Source organism: Rhodopirellula sp. J20-39, from assembly GCF_057365095.1.
Genome location: NZ_CP195123.1, coordinates 1,365,337 through 1,389,640, shown reverse-complemented (window position 1 = coordinate 1,389,640; position 24,304 = coordinate 1,365,337). Strand labels below are relative to the sequence as shown.

Here is a 24,304-nt window from a genome sequence, read left to right as displayed (position 1 = left end):
AAGGTAGAACCTACTTCTTGAACGAGCTCAGACGAGCATTGAACTTCGACCAACGAGTCGTCGACGCCTGTGATGAAGCAGGTGTTTCAGACGAGACCTTTGGCACAACAGAAGCTTGCGGCATCGGTAGTTCTTCGGTCTGACGTGCCGGAACCGACTCCGGTGGAGTCGCTTGCCGTACTGGCTCAGGAATCACAGCGGGTTCGGCTGGAACAACAACTCCGGATCCATAGGATTGTGGAGCGTAGGATTCCGAACCGATCATGTCCGCATGCTCGACGATCGACTCGCCGGGCCCCAACTGAATGCCAGCCGGAAGAGCTCCGTTGACGGACACGCCCGAGTCCACAGGGACGTAACGCTCCGCAGCACTGCGTGGCATGTCGGCGGCTGGGAAAACGTCCACGGTTGGATGCACGTCGGGATAAATCGTTGGTCCAATTGCAGGTCCCCACAATCCATAACCGCCCGACAATCCGACATCACCGTGAGCCTCAACGACGTCGGCCAAGCACCAGCTCATGCGGCTAGATTCAACTTGCTTGACGTACTCGAGATCTTCATGGCCCGTCACCAATGTCGGTGTCATGACAATCAACAGTTCGGTGCGTCTCTCTTCTTCGCCTTCGTACTTGAAGAAAGTGCCCAGCACAGGAATATCACCGAGGTAGGGCACCTTTCGCGAGAAGTTGCTACGTCGCTTGGTGATCAATCCACCGAAGACTACCGTCTGTCCGTCGAACGCGGTTACCGTTGCCTGGGCGTTGGTGGTGTCGATGGCCGGCACGAAAATCGGGTTATTGTTGTTGTCAAATCCGATGTTTTGGCCGGTACTGAAGTTCACGTCGCTACGGCTCGCATCGATATCCATCAAGATCAGTCCATCCGCACCCACACGAGGTGTGACACGCAGGATGATCCCGATATCGACATCTTCAATTCCGATCAGGGTTTGCCCTAACTGAGTGACCTGAAGGTCGGTTGGTCGCGGGAAGTTCTGACCCACTTGAACGAAGCCTTCGGTATTGTCAGCCGTCATGATCTCAGGACGACTCAGAATCTGCAGCCGGTTGGCAATCTGCAACGTTCGCATAAAGACGTTGATCGATTCACTAGCAGCCGAGAACACAAACCCGCCCGAACCGAGATCGCTGATCTGGCTCGCCGCCGCGTTGAAGTTAGTCAAACCTTGGGCAGCGAGGTGTTCTTGGTTATAGGAGTTTGCGTTTGGTAGATTCGTTCCACCAAAGTTGAATCCTGGATCTGAAGCCGGGTTTGCGGCTGCAATGGTTCCAGTCGCCTTCCCACGATCAAACAGAATCGAATCTTGTAACCCAACTTCGCCACCGATTTCAAAGCCGTCTTCTAGAATGACTTCCGCGATCAAGGTCTTGATCAAGATCATCGGTGGACGACGATCCAGGCGGTCGATCAAACGTCGCACCTCTTCATACAAGCGAGGCGAAACACTGATCAATAGGCTATTCGTTTGAGCCTCAGGAACGACGATCACATCACGATCGGGAAGATCGAATGGGCCGAGTCCTTGTTGGAATTGAGGAATAATGTTTTGGAACTGCTGCCGCTGGGTGACATAGTCCTGAATCGCCGTGGCAATGTTGACGGCAATTTGATTCTTCAACCAGATCACTTCAGTGATTCGCTCGGCAAAGCCCGTGCTATCAAGCCGTAGCAAAATGCTCTCGACAACTTCGAGGTCCTCGGCCGCTCCGCTCACAATGATGCTATTGGTGCGAATGTCCGTTGAGAATCGCAATGGGACCAAGGCACTCGGGGATGCCGACAATGCGGGCAAACCAGCTTGGTTTCCGGCCCCGATGCTGGTTCCGGATGTAGCGGCTTCGTCACCGAACAAACTCTGCAGTGCAGTGGTGAGCTGGGCAGCGTCACCGTTTTCAATGGTGAATACCTTAACCAAGGAATCGATCCCTGGGGCTTGGTCAAGCTGGCGGATCAGTTCAGCGATCAATGGCAATCCCGCAGCGGGTGCACGCACGATGATCGCATTGGCATTGTTGTCGGCGGTTACCAGAGCCCCGGTCAACACACCGCTATCCAACACCGAGTTCGCGGATCCGTCTTCGCCACCTAACGCAACGATCGATAACGTCGTCGCCGGTGCGGTCGTGTCACCAGGTACGTCTTCGGCTTCACCTGAAATGGCATCTTGTAATACCGGTGCCAAGTCTTCGGCGCGTGCGTTACGCAGCGGGAAAACCTTAATCTGACTGGATGACGGGATGTCTTGAACGTCCAAGTCCGTGATCAAGCGGGTGACCTCGGCCATGTCGCGTGGCGAGGCACCGATCACCAGCGAATTGGTGCGGTAATCCGCCGAAATTCGTACGCGATTACCAAGTCCAGGACGGTTGTCCGAATCGCCACCGGGTTGGTTACTAAAGAATTCACGAATCGTCGTTTCCGCGTCTGTCGCCGAAGCATGCTTCAAGCGGAACACTCGCAAGCGATCAGTCTCAGGAATCGGCTGGTCGATCTTTGAAATCAGATCAACAACGGCCTTAATAGCTTCGGCGCGACCAATTAACAATAGTGCGTTGGGCGCGTCCAATGACGTGATGCTGACTTCGCCTTGGCGAGCAGACAAGACGTCTTCGTATAGTTGTGAAAGCAGTGTCGCGACAGCGTTGGCGTCGGCGTGTTCAAGTTGCCGCACTTCGACTTCGGGCTGGGTGAGTTTGGCTTGTGCTTCAATTTCAGCGATCACTTTCTTGATACGCTGCACATCCTTTTCGGCACCCTTGACAATGATCAGCCCCGAATCGGGAATGATTTGAATATCGGTGTCACCAATCACGCCGCCTTCTGTGATCATACCGCTTTCGGCAGTAGCGACTTCCGCGGATTGGGTTTCGGAGTCTTCTTCCTCCGTAGTGGTGCTTTGAAAAGCAGCCGTGCGGAATTGGTTTGTATTATTCCGATTCGAAACAGGTCGGTCCTTGCGGACCGGGCGTCGCTGTGTCGCGTCCAATTCCCGCATCAGTCGAATCGCACGCTGCACAGGCGCGACATCGGCGTTGACCAATCGGTGGACATGAGTTTGTTCACCGCGGAAGCGTGACGGGCGGTCCAACGCACTGATGAAGGCCTTCCACGAATCCAAAGAAGACTCGTCCGCGGTCATCGTTAGCTGGTTCGTGCGGCGGTCGACCTCGAATTGAGTCGAACTGCCTGCCGCGCCATTTAGCTTGATTTGAAAGGACGACTTTTCACCATTGCGACTGGTGGTGAATGGAGTATTCCCACCGGCAATCAGTTTTAAAGCGTCTTCAGTTTCACGCCAGGTAACATGAATCAAATGGACCGTCGCGGAACTGCTAGAGGCCGAGTTCAGCTGAGGCTCAAGTCGCTGGATCAGCTTCAGCGTGTCTTCAGCGATCTGCTGATGCAGATCAGGAGACGCCATCACCAAGATGCTGCCATTTTTCCCGTCGGCAGCGACGCGGTCATCGGCCGTGATGCTCACACCGACTTCGCTGTGATAGTGCAGGTTCAAGCGCGTGGAAATCGCCTCAACCAATGGCATCGGAACGGTAAGTTGCCTTAACTCCGGTGCATTGGGTCGATCGGCTTGCACCGTTGTGGGGACAGCGAAGATTCCACAAAACGCAAAAGCGGATAGCAGAACAAAACTGCGCACCAACGGCGCAAAAATACAACTGTGAGCAATCCGGCGTACAAACACGGCGACTTCCTTGTCCCAACACACGATCTCGGGGGAGGAGAAAGCCTCCCGCTACTGCAGCGAATTACGAACCCGCCGCACGATGTGTATCTTCGTCACAATAGGAACCGCTTCTTGAGCCCTTTAGTCGTCTTGGTCCGGCGGAATGGTGAACGTTTTGTATAGACAAAACGTCAAAAGCGTCAGCACCGAGCCGATTGAAAGCGACATTACAATCCATCCACCCAAAGTCATTAGTGTGCTCCTGGAAGGTCTGCGGTATCTGAATTTTCATCTGTTTGAGACTGCATGTATTCAAACCGGCCGTCTCGGATCCAGTTTTTTCCAGCAAGATGAATCATCAGCAAGAGGAAGAGGGTCACACAGAAAATGAAGATAACCGACATCGAAGCAACCGAATCGCTAAGCAGCGTATCGAAGTAGCCCGGTACGTATTCTCCGGTTTCCGGATTAGTGGTGCCAAAAACGTTCAAGTAGCAAAACGCAATGAAGATCCCGCCCAGGTAAACCGGCACGACATACTTCAGCATGTACTGCACAAACCGTGGGATCCGAATGTGAGCGCCGATGTGGGCTTGCCGTTCCCCTTCGTCGATTCCGAAGACCCATCCGTAAACGACCGACTGGATCAGCGCGAGTACAAAGATCAACAGCGTTCCAACCCAGAAGTCGAGCGTGTCGAGAGCCTTGAGGCCAGCGGAGAAGTAGATGACAAAAAACGCACCGCCCAGTGCAATGATCCCCAAGAATGGCGTCGAGACATGGCGTTCCATGTTGAAGCCTTCTTCGAAGAATGCGATGACGGGCTGCAACATCGACAAACTGCTAGTGATCGCCGCCAAGAACAGCATGAAGAACCACAGAAAGCCAAACAACTGTCCGGCGGGCATTTGAGCGAAGACGTTCGGCAATGCGTTAAATCCCAAGGCAAACGTCCCAAACGAGGCCACGCCGGCACCAAGAAACATGAACGCTGCGGGCAAGGTGATCAGTCCACCCAAACACACCTCGAAGAACTCGTTCATGCTCGAAGCGGTCAACCCGCTGAGCACGACATCATCTTTCTTGGTCAAATAGCTCGAATAGTTAATGATCACACCGAAACCGACCGACAGGCTGAAGAAAATTTGCCCGGAAGCGGCCAACCAAGTTTTTGGATTCAAAAGGGCTTCAGGCTGCGGATTCCACATGAACCCCAATCCGCCTTCGACGTCCGATTCGGGCAAGGTCAAAACTCGAACCAACACGCACAACGCACAAACCACCATCGCTGGAATGGCAACCTTGCAAAATGTCTCGATGCCCTTAGCGACACCGCGGTAGATCAGGACGAAGTTGGCAACGAACGTGATCCCAATGAACACGAGCAAACCGGCACCATCGCCGAACACATGCCCGTCTTGGTTCACACCGACGACCGAATCGAAAAACGATTCATAGGCTTCCGCGTCGCTTCCCATCATCAAAGAGCCGGTCGCGTAATTCCACGCGTAACACAGACACCATGCTTCGATCACGATGTAGTACATGTAGATCACCAGCGGGATCAGCAACGCGAACACGCTTAGATAGCGAGCCTTGGGCGTTCGGCAGATCACGCTAAAGATGCCCGGAGCGGAGTGAAAACCACGCATCCCCCCGTAGCGTCCCATCGTCCATTCCGCCCAACAGAGCGGAATTCCTAGGATCAAAAGCGAGATGAAGTAGGGCAACAAGAACGCCCCGCCACCGTTTTGGGCCGCTTGGCCAGGGAAACGCAGGAAGTTGCCGAGCCCCACTGCCGATCCGGCGACCGCCAGGACCACCCCAATACGACTACCCCATTCTTCTTTGGGGCGTCCCGATGGCTGGGTGAGTTCGCTTGGTTCGGTAGGAGCAGCCGGCTCAGGAGTCTTGTCCGGTTGGTGAGCTGGTGAATCATTCATCGACGCGACCTTTCTTTTGACGAAGAGAGACCCCTGTTGTAGAGAACATGCCTGGTGGCATCGACCGGTGGGTTGGCTTGTGTGATCAAGAAAGCCGTATTTAGTTCCTGGGGTTCAGTACAAAGACACAAGATACAATTATGGTGAGAATGGATTGCCCGAAGCAACTCGCCAACTCCCGGCCCGGTGGTTCACCCCCGATCGACGGAAACACCGCGAAGCACAACTCAGGCTAATCGGCGCGTGTAAACCCACCATTCGATCGCCAGAATCGCTAACACCACCATCAGCAAAAGACGCCAATACTCGCGGCGTGTTTCAATACCCTCTTGGGTCGCGGCGACCGTTTCGTACCCTAGCTCAATATCCGGCTTGGTCGCCAAACCACTCTCACGGGTATCGAACAGATTGATCGCAAAACGATCGACCACCTGGGACTCACCGCCGTTGATTTTGCTGACCAACTGAAAATTACCAGTATCGTGAGTCTGTGAGATTTCCACCGCACCACCCTCTGCGACGGCAAGTTCGCCAAGCGTTTTTTCTTGATCGTCGTCACCAATACGAACCAACGTCACCTCACGCAGCGCGCTTTCCAACCGGGTCAACACCATCTCACCCGGACGATACGACGGAGCGGCGGTCGACGCCGAGGCCCCAGCCATTTGCCGCAGCACGTTGAATAAAAACACAGGCCAGGATCTTTCCGCGTACCAGTTGGTATTCGCCTGAACGCCACCGTCATCGGTTTGACTGACCAGATCGAAACCCAGCACCAAATCTCGATAACTGCCCCGAGGCGAGATCGCCATCACCGTTCCTCGATCCGACTCAATCAAATCGAGAGTTCCGTCGGGTCCGTCGATGGCTTGTCCTGAAAAAACGAGCAGGGAATAGAGTTCAAGATAACGCAGCACGGGATGCGTGCGATCCACATCGATTAGCGTCAAGCTGCTCGGGTCACTGGTGTACGACCACTCGTCGCTGGGCAGGGCACCGATAGAAAACGTGCTAGTTGCTGGCAGGCTTTTGGGCCGACAACGATCATAGATGATCAAATCATCCACTCCGGCAACCGACCGTTTCAAGTAAGCCTCCGTTTCTAAGAAATCCGGCGAAACAAACTCACACTCGGCGATACGTTTGATCTTGTCGGTCGTTAACCCCAGCTCGAGCGGACGATTGCCTTCAGTCACAATCAACACGGACACGAGGCCCGAAGGTGTTAGTGCCGCATAGGCCAAGTTGTCCAGTGGAAGATCGTCCTCGACATCCAATTCCAATCGCAAGCGGACCGAATCCTGGGACTCGATCCCGAATGACAAACCCGTTTGATCGCCGGGCTCTAAACTGACCGACGCAGCATCGATCAACTGCCCATCTAGAAACAACGATGCCTCGCCACTAGCCGATTGTTGTCCGGTGTTGACGATAGTGGCGAACGCTTCGACTTGAGTCGAATCATTCAGGTCGCGATTGGCCGAAAAAGAAACGATTGCAAGGTTCGTAGTTTGCGATGAGCCGATTGCATGATAGGTCGGCTGCAAATTGCCGAGGCTGAATTCGGTGACTTCTTCGAAACCCCCGTCGCTGTACAGCAACAACTCCGCGGGCAACGCATCGGCGACCTGCACATCGCCGATGTCATCGATCTGGCTGGTTCGCCGCGGATTGGCAAGCCCATCGGCCGCCTTCAATGCCCCCAAGATATCGGTGGGTCGGTTGGTGACCTCGCATCGATTTAGCGCGTCTCGCAATCGGTTGCGGTCCGACGTGAACGCCTGCATCACCTCGGCCCGGTCACTGAAAACGATCAACATGGCGGTTTCCGTATCGGTCATCGAATCGATGCGACCACCGATCTGCTCAACCGCTTGCTCAAAACGGGTTTGCCCCGACCGATTGACGTTCGCGTCACCGGAAGTTGCACCGTTTGCTTGGGACGAATTGGGTTGAGCACCTCCGCTAGAACCCTGGGCGTTGCCAGACGAAGCTGGCTCGACGGGTGAAGCTGTTCCAACCGGCGCCTGCATGCTGGCCGATGCGTCAAGCAGGAAAACCAAACGGCCTAGCGAGGCGGACTCATCACGCACCCCGGGCCGAAACAACGCGAGCCCGGCTAACAACACGGCGGCAAGCTGCAAGAACAATAACACGCTGTTACGAAGCCGCTGCAATAAACTGTTGACGTGCAAGTCTTCAATCGTCCGCGACCACAAGTAGGTGCTGGGGACCTCCACCGGTTCGCGACGCAGTTTCAAAAAATACAACAACACGATGCCCAGCGGCACAGCCCCGAGCACCAACCAAGGCCACATTCCGGTTAAGGCAGGCGTGAAGTTCATTTGACTGAAATACAAAACGAGATCGCTCATCGCACAATCCCTCGCGACCGCAAATACTTCGTCATGACGGTTTCAATAGGCGTGTCCGTTGGCACCAGCACATGCACGATCGATCGCTTGGCACAGTAGTGGCGTGCCTCTTGCAAGAATGCTTTCAAGTTTTCTTGATATCGATCCAAGACATATTGGTTAACGGTGATTTCGGCTGCGTCACCGTCTTCGACATCGATCAACCGCCGGTCCCCTCGTAGTGGCGGTTCGAGTTCCTCTTGTGACAGGACCTGCAATACGAACACATCCATTTGGCGACCGATCAACATCCGTAGTGCCGATTCATAGCCCGCCTTATCCATCAGATCCGTGATCAGGACAACCACGCCGGTGGACATACCACGCGTCACAAAGTCCTTGACTCCATCGTGCAAGGAAACGTTATTCGAGTTCGCATTGTCGACATCGGAAGCGATCGCTCCATCCCGTCCGACCGACTTGCCCGGTTGAATGCCGTCGAGATACTTCAACATCTTCCAAAGTGCCCCACGCGAGCGAACGACGGGTGCGTTGCGGCCTGACGGGCCTAACGCCTGGACTGACACACGATCACCACGGCACAATCCGATATAGCCCAACGCCGCCGCCAACTGCTTCGCCACACGAAGTTTATTAGGCGTCCCAAAGTTCATCGACGCGCTGGCATCGATCAGCCCATAAAAGTGCAGATCCTCTTCCTCTTGAAAAAGCTTCAAGAACAATTGATCTAATCTCGCGTACAAATTCCAATCGATCAGCCGTAGGTCATCGCCAGGAACGTAGTTGCGGAAGTCAGCAAACTCGACGCTCTGGCCTTTCCGGCGACTGATTCGCTCGCCCTTCATACGGCCGCGGAATATCTTGCGAGAGACCAATTCGAGCCGTTCCAAACGCTGCAGCATCGCGGGCGAAAGCAACGGACCGTTTTCGCCGTCGCGGCTACCATCGGCTTGATCGGAACGGCCTTCGCTGTCCGGCGAAATTTCGGCTTGAGTGGTTGGAATTGCCATGCGAATAGCTTAGCTGATTTCACCGCTACCTGAGACGTCGGGTTCATTCTAAGCTGATGGTTTCCCGAGCCATTTTTGACCAAAGCTCCCCCATGCCTAAAGAACCCCAGCAAGCCTCTGTCCCCGATGACGAAACACCCGGCGATGCGAACTCAACGGATAACAAGCAGAACGACGAAGACGTCTCCGTGAGCAAAGCGGAGGACGAATCCCCCGGTTGCATGCCGGCGGTAGTCGCAGGCACCTTACTGATGCTAATGGTGGGTTTCATCCTTTGCGGGGTGACCACTTGGATCTTGTTCCAAAAACGCACCGAGATTGCTGCCCGCTCGCTACAGGGATTCATCCCCAACATCGAACAAAGCTTACTCGAGCCAGACGACAAAGCACGCGTAATCCAGCAACTCGAAGAACTCGTTAAAGAGATGCAAAACCCGAACTACGAGCCCTCTCTCGCGTCGGCGGTCATGCAGCGAATCGTTCGGTTGCCCATACCCCACTGGGGCGAACTCGATGCGGTGGACACCTTCGTCGAAACCAATTTTGCGGACGAAGACAAAGCGGAGGCACTAAAGCAACTGTCCCGTGCCCGCCGTGCCATCGAGACCAACCAAGCCACCGTTTTTGATATCGTCGATGTGCTCGATCCCGTTGCCGTAGTCGACGACACGCCAATCGGTCGAGCACTGAAACAACCGTTACAGCAAGACGATGTTGCCGAGGTGGTTAAGCGAGCCAAGCTACTCGGCGATCGCGCCGAAATCCCCGACCAAGCGTTCGCCCGAACCGACATGGCCACCATCCTTGAAAAGGAAATCCACACGGCCAAGACGGAAGGCGGCTTCTAGGCGATCGGTCCAACCGCTTGCCAACGTCATGCTTGACAAAGCGGCGTCGTTCCGAAGTTATGCTTCGTAAACGTTAATCGGCTCAGCAACCATCGGGCTTCTGCCGCCGCCGTTCCCGCCAACCTGGTAAAGCATGTTGCCATTCTCAGGCAGGATATCGATCGCGGCTCCAGATTCGATCAATCCATTGACCTCCATGATTTCTAGCACGGTGCTAAGAACCTCGGCGTCATCTTTACCAATCTCGTTGAGCTTCTTACCCACGATTTCTGGTCGAGCGGCAGCCGCATCCGCCATCTTTTGCGAAACCTTGAACGCGGTTTCACTCTTGATCAGACCAACGCGGTTCTCACCGTCCTGCTTCATCGCACTGGTGACCTGCACAAGTCGTTTGACCACCTTTTCGGTAATGTTGTCGACCATTTGTCGGTCGGTGAACTCCACCTTACGGATGTAGACCGAACCGAGCCGGTAGCCCCACTTTTCCGACAATGGCGAGACAGCCTGCCGTACCGTCCGGCTCAAACTGTGGCGATCCTCGAGCATGGTTTCCATCTCGAGGTTGCTCAAGGTTGAAATGGTCGAGCTCGTCACGTTGGCCTGCAACGAGCCGTCTGGATTGGCGTTGATGAAAAGATACGAGACGGGCTCCTCAACTTGCATTTCGTACCAGATCCCAACACCCATCGGCGTGCCTTCTTCCGAGTTCACCATTTGGCCTCGCAAGTAGTGCTGACGCAAGGCAGTGTTGACGACGTACCGTTTTCCAAAAAACGGAATTAGCATCGCGTGCGGGCCGAAGTGAGTGACCGGGAAATGCAGTCCGGCTTTATCGAGCGTGCCGATCACTTTTCCAAACAACGTAAAAACTTGGGCCTCGCATTCTTGCACGCACGTGTAAATGCCAAACGCGCGAGCGATCCACAACACAATGGGCAGGAAGAGTAGACCAGCGACGAAGAGGAACATGGACATGGTATTCGTTCCGAATAATAAGGGTGACGAAGCAAAATCGCTTCAGATGAATGAGCGGTGACTGCGGACAGGCAAAGCCTGCCCGGCGGAACTAGCGGGACTTCTTGCTATCGGTCATCACAACGCGACCAGCACGACTGAACAACGGAACGCGAGCGTTACGAAGGTAGGCACGCAAACATTCCGAACCGCCTTCCTTTTTGATCGAAGACAACGTCCCGGCTAACTCCTGCAGTGGAGCCACTTCGGCTTGTGCGTTATTGGTCGCGATCTCAACCGCTCGAGCGCTCATCGTGATCTGCTGCTCAGCATCCGCCCGCGCGGTACTGATGTCGGCCGCCACTTGGTTACGCGTGCTATTGATAGCTGACAACGCACGGTCGACTTCCGGGGGCGGGTCGATTTCAGTGATCAAAGCTGCATCCAATTCGATCCCGTAACGCCCCGTCGTGCTGCGACACTGCTCTTCCATGTACTGATTCAACAACGGCAAGTTCTTACGCAAATCGTTGATCGAAACCCCCTCGGAAAGCTCAACCGCACTTCCGCTCGAACTCGCTGTGCCGTCGGCGGTTGTCGCTTGCTCGGAATCACCCCCTTCGAGTTCCGCTTGATCGACCAAGCTTTGACCTCGCGGGTCGACGAAATTGGCAATGCGTTCACGGAGTACTGAAACGAAGTAACCCATCACGTGCTCAAGCGGGCGACTGACACCGAAAAGATAAGGATACAGATTGTTTTCACTGACGCGATAACGGATCTGTCCGTTGACCCCGGTGGTCAGGTTGTCTTTAGTGACCGCCTCGATTGTGCTTTGCGCCTTGGAAGGGTCCCAAGAAATATCGATGGCCTGGGTCGCAACGCTGACCTTGTAGACGTTCTCCCAAGGCAACTTGAAGTACGGCCCGCCGGGCCCGATCACTCGCACTTGAGGGTACTCGTATCGCTTGCGTTCATCTTCGCTGAGCGACGGATCGATCGGCGGCTGAATGTCGGGGGACTCTGCGACCATCGGCAAGATCTGGGCCGCGCCAAAACTGGTTTTCACCGCCCGCTGATCGGGCGAGACCGTATAGAGACAGCCAGGCAAAATTTTAATTGCGGCGTAGACTGCAATCCCGATAAAAAACCACGACAAGCTGAACATCTAAGACCTCTCCGAGTGACATCGAAATTACGGCACCCGGTTGGCGGGTGTGAGTCCAGTCTTTATAGCGACAGCAACTGGGCCCTAGTAGGTAGGGCTCATGTCCTAGCGGGAGAGGGCGCTGAAAACTCGTAATGGCATAAAAAAAGGACCCGAAGCCAAAAGCTCCGGATCCTTTCATCAATAGGGCCGACAGGAATCGAACCTGCACTCCAGTAAAGGAACTGGATCCTAAATCCAGCGCGTCTGCCAGTTCCGCCACGGCCCCTTCGAAACGCGTCAGTTATCGGGCGACAGTGCTCAACAGGCCATTAGCCCGATAACAACCATCGCCGAAAACCGACACTTCCATTATGCGCCCAGTTCGCCACCTTCAGCGGCGACGGTTGGGACAACCCAAACCTTCAGGCTTGCATCTACTTCACTATGCAAATGAACCTTGACTGTGTAAAGCCCAAGTTCCTTCAAAGGACCATCCAAACGGATTTGGTCTTGAGCCAAATGAATGCCAGCGGCCTTGAGCGAGTCGACGATCTCGTGAGGACCGACGCTGCCGTAGAGGTGGCCTTCGTCGTTGGCATTGGCTTCGATGGTGATCGACTGCTTGCCCAACTCGTCGGCTTGCTCTTGGTAGCTGCGAAGCTTTTCCAATTCGAGAGCACGCAGTTTTTCGCGGTGTTTGTCGACCATACGCGTATGGTGGTCCGTCGCGATGGTGGCAAGACCTTGTGGCAACAAGTAGTTCAACGCGAAGCCGTTCTTGACTTCGACGATATCACCTTGCTTGCCGAGATGCTCGACATTATGGATCAGCAGTAGTTGAACACCACCGTTTTGGCCCTTAGGCAATCGTTTGAAGTGGCTGTTGGCACGCCGGGTAGCAGCTTTGGTCATGGCTAAAAGTTCTGGAACTGGAAAGGGTATGTTTTTAAATCAATATTGTCGGTGTTAAAACGGAATGTCGGGTTCATCGTACCCGGGGCCGTCACCAGTCGGTTGGGCATCACGAGCAGGCTGCGAGGCGGGTGGTCGCGATTGCTGGCTATAGTCTGAACCAGACTGGCGAGCAGGGGCACCGCCTCCTCCTCCACCACCGTTGCCGCCGCCTTTGGCGCCGACCATCTGCATTCGCTCGCCAATGACTTTGACCTTAGAACGCTTTTGACCGTCTTTTTCCCAGGTGTCTTGTTTGAGACGCCCTTCGATTAATACCGGCGAGCCTTTGGAGAGGTACTCGCTGGCAACTTCTGCTGTTCTTCCAAACAGCGTGATATCAAAGAACGAAGGATCATCGACCCACTGTCCATCTGATGTTTTACGTCGATCGTTCACCGCCAACCCGAACTCCGCAACCGCCATTCCACTAGGTAGATAGCGAAGCTCGATGTCCCGAGTCAGATTCCCCATCAAGACAACGCGATTGAAACTAGCCATGGGGGACGTTTCCTTTGCGGATCAAGTGGTGAAGGGGAGAGAATGAAACAGGAAGGAGGACGATGTAACTTAAGCTTCGGCGACAGCTTCGGTCGCATCCGCGTCAGCGGCGCCTTCCTCTGCAGCACCTTCACCGGCAGGGCCAGCAAAGTTTTCGCCACGAGCGTTGGCCAGAATCGGCTCAACCAAACGTGGGTCCAAGCGGATTGTGAGCTCACGCACGACAGGCTCACAAAGCTTGAAAGCACGATCGATCTTCGGCAGGCTTGGTCCGTCCATGCTGAAGTAGATTAGGTAGTAAGTACCTTTTTGGTGCTTGTCGATTGGATAGGCAAGCTTCTGTTCCATCCACATTCGGCTGACGTGAATTTCACCACCAGCTTCGGTAATGATTTCCTCGATTTGCTTGCTAACGCCGCCTGGATCGCGGGCGTAGTGATTGCTGTCGAGGATGAACAGAGTTTCGTAAGTGTTGACTTTGGCCACGGCTAAGGATCGCGGGGGAATCGGAGTTGAGGATATGGAACGACGATAAAAGGATCGGAAGCGACGAACGATAGATGATAGGTGGAAAAATTACTAGGTTTGCGGTGGAGCGTTATACGCCGTCATCGCCTCAGTAATCCCTTCCTTGACCCAACATTCTATCGCATCACATGAGCGTGAGATCGCGGGGTCGATGTTCGTTCGTTCCTCTTCGGTAAAGTTACCAAGTACAAAATCGGTCACCTGCCACTTCGCCGGCGGGCGGTCGATGCCAATTCGAAGTCGTGGGTACTGGTCAGTACCCAGATGTCGAATCGTGTCGGCGAGCCCTTTTTGGCCACCGGCAGAACCGCCACGACGGAGTCGAATCCGGCCGCAGGCCAAATTCAAATCATCGCAGATGAGGATCAAGTCCTCAGTTTCTAGTTTGTAAAAATCAATTGCCTTGCGAACACTTTGCCCGCTGGCGTTCATGTATGTGTGAGGGCAAAGTATCAGCACCTTTTCGGAGCCAATGCGAGCTTCGCTCACTTCGCCTTTGAACTTGGGTGTCGGCGGCGAACCCATGAACCGCCGAACGAGTTCGGCGGCAACCATAAAACCGACATTATGACGGGTCTGTTCGTACTCTCGGCCAGGATTCCCCAGCCCCACGATCAGTTTCACGCGTCTTCTTCTGAGTCACCACCACCCTTGCTGATCACTTCAGGCTCGGCACCGACTTGAGCTTCCGCACTGTCTTCTTCTTGTTGAGCACGTGGGGCTTCAACGTGAGCCAAAACAGCGTCGCCGTCGGTCAGCAATTCAACGCCTTCAGGCAACTGAAGCTGGCTGGCGGTTGCATTTTCGCCCAGGTGCAATTCGTTAACGTCGAGGATCAGGCTTTCTGGGATCGCACCAGCGGAGCAGCGAACTTCGACTTCGCGTAGGTTTTCCAACAGGATACCGCCTTCGCGAGTACCAGCGGCTTCGCCATGCAACTCAACCGAAACGGTCAATTCGACCTTTTCTTTCAAGTTCACACGAATCAGGTCCATGTGGATCACTTCGATCCCCAATGGATCCCACTGCATTTCACTAACGAGTGCGGTTTCTTCCACATCGCCGGTCAATTTGATCATCTTGCTGTGGTGTCGCAGCAAGCCTTTGACTTGGGCTTGAGGCACGGCGAGGTGTTCGTTGGCTTCGCCGTGTCCGTAAAGAACAGCAGGAACGTTACCGGCTCGACGCAAGCGACGGGTGGCAGCCGTTCCAGTGGAATCGCGTTTGGTGGCTTGAATAACGTCCGTCATGGCTTGACCGGTTGATCGAAAGTAGGGGCGAGGAAGCGGGAGTGAATTTTTTTGAAGCACGGCAGTATGGCGATTTTAGTCTTGGACGCAAGCCCAAACGACGCGGATGCCGCGGCATTGACAGATGACCGGGCAATCCACAGGATTTTAGACTTCAAGCGTCGTCTTTCCGACACGCTGGGAATTCCCTTTTTCGGGATTCCGCCGTCACCTGCCTGATATGAAGTCGCCGCCATGCCAGCCAACGCCTCCGCTTCCAAGACCATCGTTTACACCCACACGGACGAAGCCCCGGCGTTGGCGACTCGGTCACTTTTACCGATCCTCAATGCCTTTACGGCATCGTCCAAGCTTTCATTTGAGCTAAAGGATATTTCGCTAGCTGGTCGTATTTTGTCGAGCTTTCCAGATCGGCTGACCGAAGCACAGCGAACCCCCGATGCGTTGGCCGAACTGGGCGAATTGGTCAAACAGCCCGAAGCGAACGTGATCAAGCTTCCTAACATCAGCGCTTCGATCCCGCAGCTCACCGGGGCAATCAAGGAATTGCAAGCAAAAGGATATGACGTTCCCGACTTCCCCGCTAACCCGCAAACGGACGAAGAAAAAGACATCCGGGCCAAATACGCCAGAGTGCTCGGCAGCGCCGTGAACCCCGTTTTGCGAGAAGGCAACTCGGATCGACGGGTAGCTGGGCCCGTGAAGAAGTACGCTCAAAAGAACCCGCACTCGATGGGTGACTGGTCGGCCGACTCCAAAACACAAGTCGCCCATATGCAAAAGGACGACTTCTACGGTAGTGAACAATCGGTCGTGCTCGATGCCGCCGACACGCTCAAGGTCGAATTGGTCGACGAAGCCGGTGCCGTAACCGTCCTGAAAGATGCCATTCCGGTCGAAAAAGGCGAGATTTTTGACTCGGCTGTGATGAGCTGCTCGGCTCTGCGCCAATTCATCGCCGAATCCGCTGCGAAAGCGAAAGCGGACGGCGTTCTTTTGTCGCTGCACCTGAAGGCGACGATGATGAAGGTTTCCGACCCGATCTTGTTCGGTCACGCAGTCAGCGTTCTGTACGCCGAAGCGTTCGAAGAACACGCCGATGCCTTCGCCGAAGCAGGCGTCGCCCCCAACCAAGGCCTTGGCCAAGTGTTCCAAAAGATCGAGCACATGCCGGCTGACACGCGTGCGATCGTCGAGGCCACCATGGCCAAGATCACATCGGAACTTCCTGAAATCGCGATGGTGGATTCGGATCGCGGCATCACCAATTTGCACGTTCCTAGCGACGTGATCATCGATGCATCGATGCCCGCAGCGATCCGACTGGGCGGCAAGATGTGGAACCGTGAAGGCAAACCGCAAGACACGCTGGCGATGATCCCAGACCGCTGCTACGCGGGCGTTTACCAGGCGGTCATCGACGATTGCAAAGCAAACGGCAAGTACGACGTGACCCAAATGGGCAGCGTCGCCAACGTTGGCTTGATGGCAAAGAAAGCCGAAGAGTACGGATCCCACGACAAGACTTTCGAAATCGCCGCGACAGGCAAAGTCCGCGTCGTTAACCAAGCCGGCGAAACCTTGCTGGAAACGCCCGTTCAAACAGGTGATATCTGGCGTGCCTGCCAAACCAAGGATGTCGCCGTAGTCGACTGGGTCAAGCTGGCGGTGACGCGTTGTCGCGCAACCGGAGCGGCGACCGTGTTTTGGCTGGATTCCAACCGAGCCCACGACCGCAACCTGATCGCGAAGGTCGAAACCGAACTGAAGAAGCACGACACGGAAGGCCTGGACATCCAGATCCTCGCTCCGGTGGCTGCGACTCTTCATGCTTGCCAGCGTGCTCGCCAGGGCCTCGATTCGATCTCCGTCACCGGTAACGTCTTGCGTGACTACCTAACCGATTTGTTCCCAATCCTTGAATTGGGAACCAGTGCAAAGATGCTCTCGATCGTTCCGCTGCTAGCCGGCGGCGGCATGTTCGAAACGGGTGCGGGCGGTTCGGCTCCAAAGCACGTTCAGCAATTTGAATCCGAAAACCACCTCCGTTGGGATTCTCTCGGCGAGTTTCTTGCGATCGCGGTTTCACTCGAAGACCTGGCCGTCAAAAGCGGCAGCGGTTCGCTCGCCGTCCTCGCGGCAACCTTGAATGACGCCACCGACCGGTTCCTCGAAGAAGACAAATCTCCATCTCGCAAGGCTGGCGAACTTGACAACCGGGGCAGCCACTTTTACCTGGCTTTGTACTGGGCCGAAGCTCTGGCTTCGCAATCGGACGACCCTGAGTTGCAAAAACAATTTCAGCCCATCGCCGCTGAAATGGCCAAGAATGAAGAAACAATCGCTAATGAATTGAACGAGGTCCAAGGCTCAGCAATGGATATCGGCGGATACTATTTCCCTGACGAAGACGCGGCCAACGCGGCCATGCGACCGAGCTCGACATTCAATGCGATCATCAACGGCATGAACTCGTAGTCAATCGTGGACAAGCCTGCCCGTCGAGCAACCCTGCTCGATAGGGTTGGGCGGCTCGTTTCATTGGGCGGCTAGGTGATTCTTCCGGCCATGCCCCGCCTCCGCCCCAACTCGACAATCCTGCTACCGAGCCAACCGGAGGCAATCAGCCTCCACTAAACGACTCTAAAGACGCCTCCTCCGCCATTAACCTAAATGGGGGGCAAGCTAGTTTTACTTCCGCTATCCCTCTGGCATACTAGACGGCTGTCTATCACTACATTAGCCGGATCATTCCCCATCCAGGGAAGACGCCGGTCATTGGCTAGCCTTTGCCGGAGCGACGGGTGGAACAAAGCGAAGAATTGCGATGGGTCCGTGGTCGAGTCCCCCATGGTTATTGGGACGAGAAAGAACATCGGCTCGCCTATCTTCAGTGGCTCGGCCAAAAGCTAGGCATGAAACGGCCCGAAGACTGGTACGCCATCCAGCGGCAGCACTTCATCCGAAACTTCGGCGGTGGACTGCTGGCGGTGTGGTATCGAGATTCTCCACAGGCCGCCGTTCGCGAATTGCTGCCGAATTACCCATGGCATCCTTGGCTGTTCAGCCGAACTCCCCAAGGCTATTGGATGCTGGCCGAGAATCGTCGGGCCTACATGAAGTGGCTCACCCGCAAACTGAAATATCGGCAGCGAGACGACATCTACCAGCTTTCCAAAAAGGACTTCACCGAAAACGGCGGTGCCGGGTTACTGGGCAATCACTACGACTGGTCCGTGATCGCAGCGGCGAAGGAATTCCGTCCTTCGATGCATCTACAGGAATGGAAATTCAACTCCGTCCCACAAGGGTTTTGGAACGCTCCCGAAAACCGAGAACGTTACATGAATTGGCTTAGCGTGCGACTTCGGATCCGCACGCCGGAATTGTGGTACCGGGTCACTGGGAAGGACATCGAACAGAATTACGGAACCACTCTGCTAACGCGTTTCGGCGGTTCGGTGCACCGCATGGTTCAGGATCACTTACCACACTTCGACTGGAAGCCCTGGTTGTTTGAATCGACGCCATCTGGATTCTGGGGCGTGCTTGAAAACCGACAACAGTACCTGCACTGGCTTGGTAGTAACTCGAACTTCAAGCGTCCACATGACTGGTACAACTTGCACGGTTCCCACTTTTACCGAACCGGGGCCGGGCAACTCTACACGAACGTGTATCGCTATTCGCTGCTAAACGCAGTCCAGGAACGCTACCCCAATTTCAGGTGGAAAGCGGAACGATTCGGGCAATCGCTGGCTTCCAGCGGGGTGTAACTGATTTCGATTATGATGACTGGGTTGGGCCCTCCCATTATTGCCTTTCCCCACTTGGTCACTTCGATGAATCTTAATTCTCTCTCTAGGATCAGCCTTGTCGCGAGTCTTTCTTGGCTCGCCACAATCACCACCGGTTTCGGTCTTCCCGCAAACCCCTGCAATGCCGACGAAGTGTTGCTGCACGACACCTTTGACCGCGATGAACCGATGGCCGGCAAAGAGGCAATCGGCAATGGCTGGGCAACCAACAGCAAGTCTCGGGCTCAAGGCAACCAACAGGTCGACCTTATTGACGGTGCAATGCACATCACACGGCATCCCGTTGCCGATCACGGCGTGTCGGTGACCCACGAGGTAAGCTTCCGCGACGCCACGATCGAACTGCGTTTTCAGCTTGGCGCTCAAGATGATTTGGGAATCAACATCGCTGATATGAAAGAAAAGTCCGTTCACGCTGGGCACATTTGCATGGCGAGGATCACGACCAAATCCGTCGAAATCCACGACCTCAAAACCGGCCGCATGAATCAGGAGATACGGACGGCAGCTAAGGCGAAAACCTTGACCCCCGATCAGGAAAAGTTCCTAGCGACCAAAAAGAAACGATTCCCCAATCCATTAACCGCCAATCAGTGGCACTCGCTGAAGGTGCAGATTCAATCGGAAACGATGACGGTTTCAATCGACGGAAAGGAAGTCGGCAGCTTTCAATCTGCTGGCATCGGCCACGCCACCAAAAGCCGTCTACGTTTGGCGGTCAATCATTCCGCCACGGTCGACGATGTGCGGGTAACAGCTCACGATCCCTCCTAAGGCAACTGCCGCTAGAGCGTTTTAGAAAAGGATGTAGGCGGTGTCACCAAACTCTGGTGCTCTGAATTCTGTCGAATCCAGCTACAAAAACCAATCACGTTACGACCCAAAGTAGGCCGGATGAAGGAGGCTTTGCGACGCCCATCCGGCAGGCGCGTGAATGCCGGAACGTCGCTGCGCTTGGTCCGGCCTACGAACCACAAACTGAATTCTGGCGAATCCAACTACCGGGATCGGGCACGTCAAATCTCAAAATGCTCTAGCCTTCTTTTTGCTAAAGCCAGAACGATCAATACCAACGTTTTTCAATAACCTGGCTGTTATCGCTTGGGAGACGCAGCGACAGACAACCGCTTTCGCCGCGGATTGCTTGCCACTGACTAATTATTTCCGGGCCAATCCACCGCGGACATCTCCGCGAGTGCCTTCATCAGAGCCTGCGTTCCGTCGCGGCCGCCGCCGTTGGCAATCACGCTTTGATAAAGTTGTTCGGCGAGAGCCAACCCAGGTAAGCAAAGATTCATTTTACGACTCTCCGCCAACGCGATCCCCATGTCTTTGACAAAGTGCTCCACGTAAAACCCCGGGGCAAAATCGCCATCGATTATTCGCGGAGCAAGGTTGCTAAGCGACCAACTTCCAGCCGCTCCACTACTGACGCTCTTCAAAACGGTTCCTAAATCGAGACCTGCCCGATGGGCGTATAGCAAGGCTTCGCACACACCGATCATGCCGGTCGCGATCAAAGTTTGGTTGACCATCTTGGTATGTTGCCCCGCACCCGCTGGTCCTTGGTGCACGATCGTTTTACCGAGAACTTCCAAACATGGTAGAACGCGACGCACGGTTTCGACGTCGCCACCAACCATGATGGACAGTGTTCCGTTCTTGGCTCCCGTGTCACCGCCCGAAACCGGTGCATCGATCGCGGCGGCACCCTTGGCCAGCGCTGCCTGTGCAATTTCAATCGCCAACGATGGTTCACTGGTCGTCATGTCGACCAAGATGCCCTCCTGGCGAATTCCAGCGACTGCGCCGGTGTCCGGATCCAAAAACACCTCCCGAACATCCGCGGGATACCCCACGATGGCAAACACCACATCGGACCTCTCCGCGACTTCGCGTGGCGAGACGGCCCAGTCGGCACCGCGGGCGATCAAGCCTTCTGCCCTGGAACGACTTCGTGTAGTGAGCGTGACGGAGTATCCGGCACCAAGCAAATGCCCACACATGCTGTTCCCCATCACCCCGGTACCGATCCATCCAATCTTCGGCAAAGTGGTCTGTGCTTGACTCATAATTCAACTTTTCAAAATGGCAAAGAGACGGAGTTCTAACAACAAACACCGCGGCACCGAAATCGTGCCAGCCTACCGCGATCAAGACACTCAATAAAGACGCCACGTCCGAAGCCTCGCCCCGTTCGCTGATCACCCTTTGGGCAAAGCCTTCGTCGCCAGCCAACGATGACCGCTGGACCGCATCAACATTAGAAACAGCATCGAAAAGAAGAGAAAACCTAACATCACTCCGCTATCTTGCGATATTTGCATTTCCACTTTCCGACCACGCAAGTCGATTAACGACGTCACCAAAATCCACTGGCCAATCGCCAGCGGGAAGACGGCGAATATTCCCCACCACCATCGCCCCAGCATGGTCGACAACGCCCACAACCAAAGCAAGCCATTCAAAGAAACCAACGCAATGGATGAACCAGTCAAATCACACCAGCGAGAACACAACTTCACAACTGCAAACGCGATTGCCACCGTGAAGGCAATGCCAAGAATTTCTCGGATACTGCGGCGGGGCATCTCCGGCATGTCGCCGCGATAGATTCGGCGCTGCGTCCACTGCCGCATGACCACCGTCCCGGAAACGCCAACCAAAGCGACAAGCAATATCTCCGCGGTGATTGCGGGATCAGCCCAACCGACCAACGCGAGCGCTAGCACGTTACACAGCAACGAGATCTGCACGACTGTGCGAGAACGATCTTTCACAATACCGGTGTTCTCCCGTGCAGGAGAATGCAGACGGCTCGGCGGACAAACCAACGCCAGCCAGCTACCAGCCGTTGCCCATGTTGCCATTAAGACACCCATCGCCAGCCCGAAGCTGAATTGTGCTTCCTCCGGAATCCGCCTGCTAGGCTCGCCGTTCAACATCACACCAATCACAAGTGTTGAAACGGATCCCCAAACGAACAACCAGCTCAGCAAGAGCCGATCGGGTTGGTTACTTGTATAACTTGCTGCATTCATCGGTTGATGTGAGATCACTGAACATTTCGGCGACGTTGCGCCTCAAGCGATTGAAACTGGACTGGCAACTGACCGTCTTGCCGATCGACCATTTGTTCCAAAGTCCGTTGATCAACATGAATAGTCAAAAAACGAATCTCGCCCGATCCATACAATACATGCACGCCAGCTCCATGACGACTGCCGATGGATCCCACCGCTAAAGGTAGACTCTTATCGGACCCTTCCTCCAATATCGCGACACCGCCGCCCACGTTGCGAAGTGTTGCTCGGGTCCCGCTGAGCCACCCCAGATCCTTCGCTTCGGGCAACTTTTCCGACACGAACGCCGTATTGGCTAAGCCGTCCGAAATATCATCTCGGCTAATTGTCGTGTTCAGCACAAACACTCCGTTATTGGACTCATCAATCGGCGTCTCTGCGGAATGATGTAATCCGACATAGCTGCTGGTTCCGATCAAACCGGTGGATTGATTCCCGGACGAAGGACACTGCACACCCGGGTAACTCAACTCTAAAACCGCGGCATTGGCTTCGTCATAGATGCTAACGCTTCGATCGATTTTGTCCGCGATCACAGGCTGATCCAAAAGGTCAAGAATCCGCCCCAACCAATTGTGATGGGTCCCTGACGCGACGTTTTCCACAGGACCAGAATCCGCAAGCGTGCCTACAGGAAATCGCAGCCAACGATCGTGATAACTTTGCATCGCCATCCCAATCGGGACCAAACGCGACTGACAAGCCGCCCGACGAGACGACTCTCGCATCGTTTGCACTGCCGGAGATGCGAGACCGATCAATACCCCAATGATGGCGATGACAACCAGCAATTCAACAAGCGTAAAGGCATGACGATTCGAATACATGGAACGTTCTAGGGCAGGTGGGAAACAGAAACTAATTCTGACGTTCAGCGGGGCGACGGATGGAAAGACCGGGCTGATCGTTCTGATAAAGGGTTGCTTGAAGAGCCAAAGACTCGTCCGACTCGGCAACCTGTTCGACAATGATCCAGCGTGAGCCAGTCGATTTGCCACCAGGTCCATTCGCTCCGTCGTTCAAGCTTATTTTCTGGGTAGTTTCATCCAAGGGAAGCCGAACTGGAGACTCCAACTCCGACGTAGATTCAGCGACGGCCTCAATGGCGGCCTCCAAAGTTGCAACGGATTGATGCTGAATTTCACTACGTCGTTCGTGAGCAGCACGACTGCTGATCGAAATCGCAAATGTGCCGACCAGCAATGCCAAGATCAACACCATCATCAATGCCACCGCCCCCGAGCGGTCGACGCCAGTGTCTTTCTGACTGAAACGAGAATGCAGCAAATTCATTCCTGCTCCCTCCGTACCGCAAGGATTGCAATAGGTTGAACTGGACGATCTGGGTTAGCGATAGTCCAGCGAACCGCATTGATCTCGTCTAGCCGATCCACGCTGATTTCAGCATCGACTCCGACCGCATAACTGTCCTGGGCCATGGTCGTTTGGTCCTCGCTTACCACCATGCGACGAAGCGGTGATCCCGACACAACCTGATACTCAATCCGCACAGAGTCTTTTCCGTTTGAAAGAACTAACTTGGATTGCTCGTCATTAATCTCGACTTCGATACTGCGAGCCGCCGCGACGTCTCGGCGGACATCATCAGCAAAACGCCGGATCCCTTGCCGATTTTGCAGGTTCAGTTTCGCTTGATGCTCGCTCTGACGAACGATTGCGATCAACGCAATCGTCCCGCCTAACAGAGACCCGAGCAACGAGACAACCAGCAACAATTCGATCAGCGTGAATCCGCTGGGTCTGGGCCTGCGAATGCGGGCGTGGACGGGCAAACAAAGACATTTGCATTGGCGGCTTGGAGCAATACGCATCATGACGCGGGCTCCAGTCGCCAAGTATGATGACTTAATGGCCCACTCTCGGACTCGATCGTGATAGTAATGTGCAAACCCGAGGCCGATTCCGATTCGAATGGAAGGACAAGAAGCTCGGTTTCCGTGTCTTCGCCTAGACGAACTGCGGTCTCTTGAATTTCGGCGTAGGGAACCGTAGCGAGCTCTTCAGCAATATTTTCAATCGTCAGTTGATCCGACAGTCGGCTCATCGACACGCGATCAAAATCGAGCCGTCGCTGGTGCATCTGCAGGGCCAAGCCGGTGGCAATCGCCAGAAAGCTTAGTGCAATAAGCACCTCCACCAACATAAACCCATTCGAGTGTGAAAATG

At 54.7% G+C, this 24,304-nt stretch carries 21 protein-coding genes and 1 tRNA gene; 4 read left to right on the top strand and 18 right to left on the bottom strand.

The features are described 5' to 3' along the window. Positions 1 to 10: 10 nt before the first annotated feature. The 4 genes from ACR3ZL_RS04975 to ACR3ZL_RS04960 form a co-directional block, all read right to left on the bottom strand. Positions 11 to 3,679, bottom strand: a complete 3,669-nt coding sequence (locus tag ACR3ZL_RS04975; protein WP_473648993.1) for a secretin N-terminal domain-containing protein — start codon at positions 3,677 to 3,679, stop codon at positions 11 to 13. A 278-nt stretch (positions 3,680 to 3,957) separates the two neighbouring features. Then, positions 3,958 to 5,649 (bottom strand): sodium:neurotransmitter symporter family protein, encoded by a 1,692-nt coding sequence (locus ACR3ZL_RS04970; protein WP_473648994.1) that lies wholly within the window; start codon positions 5,647 to 5,649, stop codon positions 3,958 to 3,960. Positions 5,650 to 5,876: 227 nt separating this feature from the next. Further along, positions 5,877 to 8,024, bottom strand: a complete 2,148-nt coding sequence (locus ACR3ZL_RS04965) for a vWA domain-containing protein (RefSeq protein WP_473648995.1) — start codon at positions 8,022 to 8,024, stop codon at positions 5,877 to 5,879. Then, positions 8,021 to 8,926: a DUF58 domain-containing protein gene (locus ACR3ZL_RS04960; RefSeq protein WP_473653398.1), complete on the bottom strand. Its 906-nt coding sequence runs from the start codon at positions 8,924 to 8,926 to the stop codon at positions 8,021 to 8,023. The genes ACR3ZL_RS04965 and ACR3ZL_RS04960 overlap by 4 nt, the downstream gene beginning before the upstream one ends. A gap of 200 nt (positions 8,927 to 9,126) precedes the next feature. Here ACR3ZL_RS04960 and ACR3ZL_RS04955 point away from each other — a divergent pair, with 200 nt between their 5' ends. After that, the gene (locus ACR3ZL_RS04955) at positions 9,127 to 9,882 is read left to right on the top strand and encodes a hypothetical protein (RefSeq protein ID WP_473648996.1); all 756 of its coding nucleotides are present in this window, start codon (positions 9,127 to 9,129) and stop codon (positions 9,880 to 9,882) included. Positions 9,883 to 9,939: 57 nt separating this feature from the next. Here ACR3ZL_RS04955 and ACR3ZL_RS04950 read toward each other — a convergent pair whose 3' ends face one another. The 8 genes from ACR3ZL_RS04950 to ACR3ZL_RS04915 form a co-directional block, all read right to left on the bottom strand. Further along, positions 9,940 to 10,857: an SPFH domain-containing protein gene (locus tag ACR3ZL_RS04950; protein ID WP_473648997.1), complete on the bottom strand. Its 918-nt coding sequence runs from the start codon at positions 10,855 to 10,857 to the stop codon at positions 9,940 to 9,942. A gap of 91 nt (positions 10,858 to 10,948) precedes the next feature. Beyond that, on the bottom strand, positions 10,949 to 12,004 hold the full coding sequence (locus ACR3ZL_RS04945; RefSeq protein ID WP_473648998.1) for an SPFH domain-containing protein: 1,056 nt from the start codon (positions 12,002 to 12,004) through the stop codon (positions 10,949 to 10,951). Between the two features lie 184 nt (positions 12,005 to 12,188). Further along, positions 12,189 to 12,272, bottom strand: a tRNA-Leu gene (locus ACR3ZL_RS04940). An 83-nt stretch (positions 12,273 to 12,355) separates the two neighbouring features. Continuing rightward, positions 12,356 to 12,898 carry a 50S ribosomal protein L9 gene (rplI, locus tag ACR3ZL_RS04935; protein WP_473648999.1) on the bottom strand — a complete coding sequence of 181 codons (543 nt, stop codon included), beginning with the start codon at positions 12,896 to 12,898 and terminating at the stop codon, positions 12,356 to 12,358. Between the two features lie 54 nt (positions 12,899 to 12,952). Beyond that, positions 12,953 to 13,438, bottom strand: coding sequence for a single-stranded DNA-binding protein (gene ssb, locus ACR3ZL_RS04930; protein WP_473649000.1), 486 nt, complete (start codon positions 13,436 to 13,438; stop codon positions 12,953 to 12,955). A 69-nt stretch (positions 13,439 to 13,507) separates the two neighbouring features. Continuing rightward, on the bottom strand, positions 13,508 to 13,924 hold the full coding sequence (rpsF, locus tag ACR3ZL_RS04925) for a 30S ribosomal protein S6 (protein WP_473649001.1): 417 nt from the start codon (positions 13,922 to 13,924) through the stop codon (positions 13,508 to 13,510). Positions 13,925 to 14,017: 93 nt separating this feature from the next. Continuing rightward, the gene (gene pth, locus ACR3ZL_RS04920; RefSeq protein WP_473649002.1) at positions 14,018 to 14,590 is read right to left on the bottom strand and encodes an aminoacyl-tRNA hydrolase; all 573 of its coding nucleotides are present in this window, start codon (positions 14,588 to 14,590) and stop codon (positions 14,018 to 14,020) included. Beyond that, positions 14,587 to 15,216, bottom strand: coding sequence for a 50S ribosomal protein L25 (locus tag ACR3ZL_RS04915; protein ID WP_473649003.1), 630 nt, complete (start codon positions 15,214 to 15,216; stop codon positions 14,587 to 14,589). The genes pth and ACR3ZL_RS04915 overlap by 4 nt, the downstream gene beginning before the upstream one ends. 234 nt (positions 15,217 to 15,450) lie before the next feature. Between ACR3ZL_RS04915 and ACR3ZL_RS04910 the strand changes: the two genes are divergently transcribed. The 3 genes from ACR3ZL_RS04910 (at position 15,451) to ACR3ZL_RS04900 (ending at position 19,808) form a co-directional block, all read left to right on the top strand. Then, entirely contained in the window at positions 15,451 to 17,694 is a 2,244-nt protein-coding gene (locus ACR3ZL_RS04910; RefSeq protein ID WP_473649004.1) for an NADP-dependent isocitrate dehydrogenase, read from the top strand. Positions 17,695 to 18,020: 326 nt separating this feature from the next. Next, on the top strand, positions 18,021 to 18,992 hold the full coding sequence (locus tag ACR3ZL_RS04905) for a hypothetical protein (RefSeq protein WP_473649005.1): 972 nt from the start codon (positions 18,021 to 18,023) through the stop codon (positions 18,990 to 18,992). Positions 18,993 to 19,058: 66 nt separating this feature from the next. Next, positions 19,059 to 19,808 carry a 3-keto-alpha-glucoside-1,2-lyase-like domain-containing protein gene (locus ACR3ZL_RS04900; RefSeq protein ID WP_473649006.1) on the top strand — a complete coding sequence of 250 codons (750 nt, stop codon included), beginning with the start codon at positions 19,059 to 19,061 and terminating at the stop codon, positions 19,806 to 19,808. Between the two features lie 380 nt (positions 19,809 to 20,188). Here ACR3ZL_RS04900 and ACR3ZL_RS04895 read toward each other — a convergent pair whose 3' ends face one another. The 6 genes from ACR3ZL_RS04895 to ACR3ZL_RS04870 all read right to left on the bottom strand — a co-directional run bounded on the left by ACR3ZL_RS04895 (position 20,189) and on the right by ACR3ZL_RS04870 (position 24,269). Then, complete coding sequence (locus tag ACR3ZL_RS04895; protein WP_473649007.1) at positions 20,189 to 21,106, bottom strand: NAD(P)-dependent oxidoreductase; 918 nt, start codon at positions 21,104 to 21,106, stop codon at positions 20,189 to 20,191. A gap of 132 nt (positions 21,107 to 21,238) precedes the next feature. After that, positions 21,239 to 22,075 (bottom strand): hypothetical protein, encoded by an 837-nt coding sequence (locus ACR3ZL_RS04890; protein WP_486173243.1) that lies wholly within the window; start codon positions 22,073 to 22,075, stop codon positions 21,239 to 21,241. Between the two features lie 14 nt (positions 22,076 to 22,089). Continuing rightward, complete coding sequence (locus ACR3ZL_RS04885) at positions 22,090 to 22,944, bottom strand: DUF1559 family PulG-like putative transporter (RefSeq protein WP_473649009.1); 855 nt, start codon at positions 22,942 to 22,944, stop codon at positions 22,090 to 22,092. 31 nt (positions 22,945 to 22,975) lie between these two features. Continuing rightward, positions 22,976 to 23,410, bottom strand: a complete 435-nt coding sequence (locus ACR3ZL_RS04880) for a hypothetical protein (RefSeq protein WP_473649010.1) — start codon at positions 23,408 to 23,410, stop codon at positions 22,976 to 22,978. Next, positions 23,407 to 23,952, bottom strand: a complete 546-nt coding sequence (locus ACR3ZL_RS04875; RefSeq protein WP_473649011.1) for a prepilin-type N-terminal cleavage/methylation domain-containing protein — start codon at positions 23,950 to 23,952, stop codon at positions 23,407 to 23,409. The genes ACR3ZL_RS04880 and ACR3ZL_RS04875 overlap by 4 nt, the downstream gene beginning before the upstream one ends. Next, positions 23,949 to 24,269 carry an acyltransferase gene (locus ACR3ZL_RS04870; protein WP_473649012.1) on the bottom strand — a complete coding sequence of 107 codons (321 nt, stop codon included), beginning with the start codon at positions 24,267 to 24,269 and terminating at the stop codon, positions 23,949 to 23,951. Before ACR3ZL_RS04870 ends, ACR3ZL_RS04875 begins: the two co-directional genes overlap by 4 nt. Positions 24,270 to 24,304: the final 35 nt, after the last annotated feature.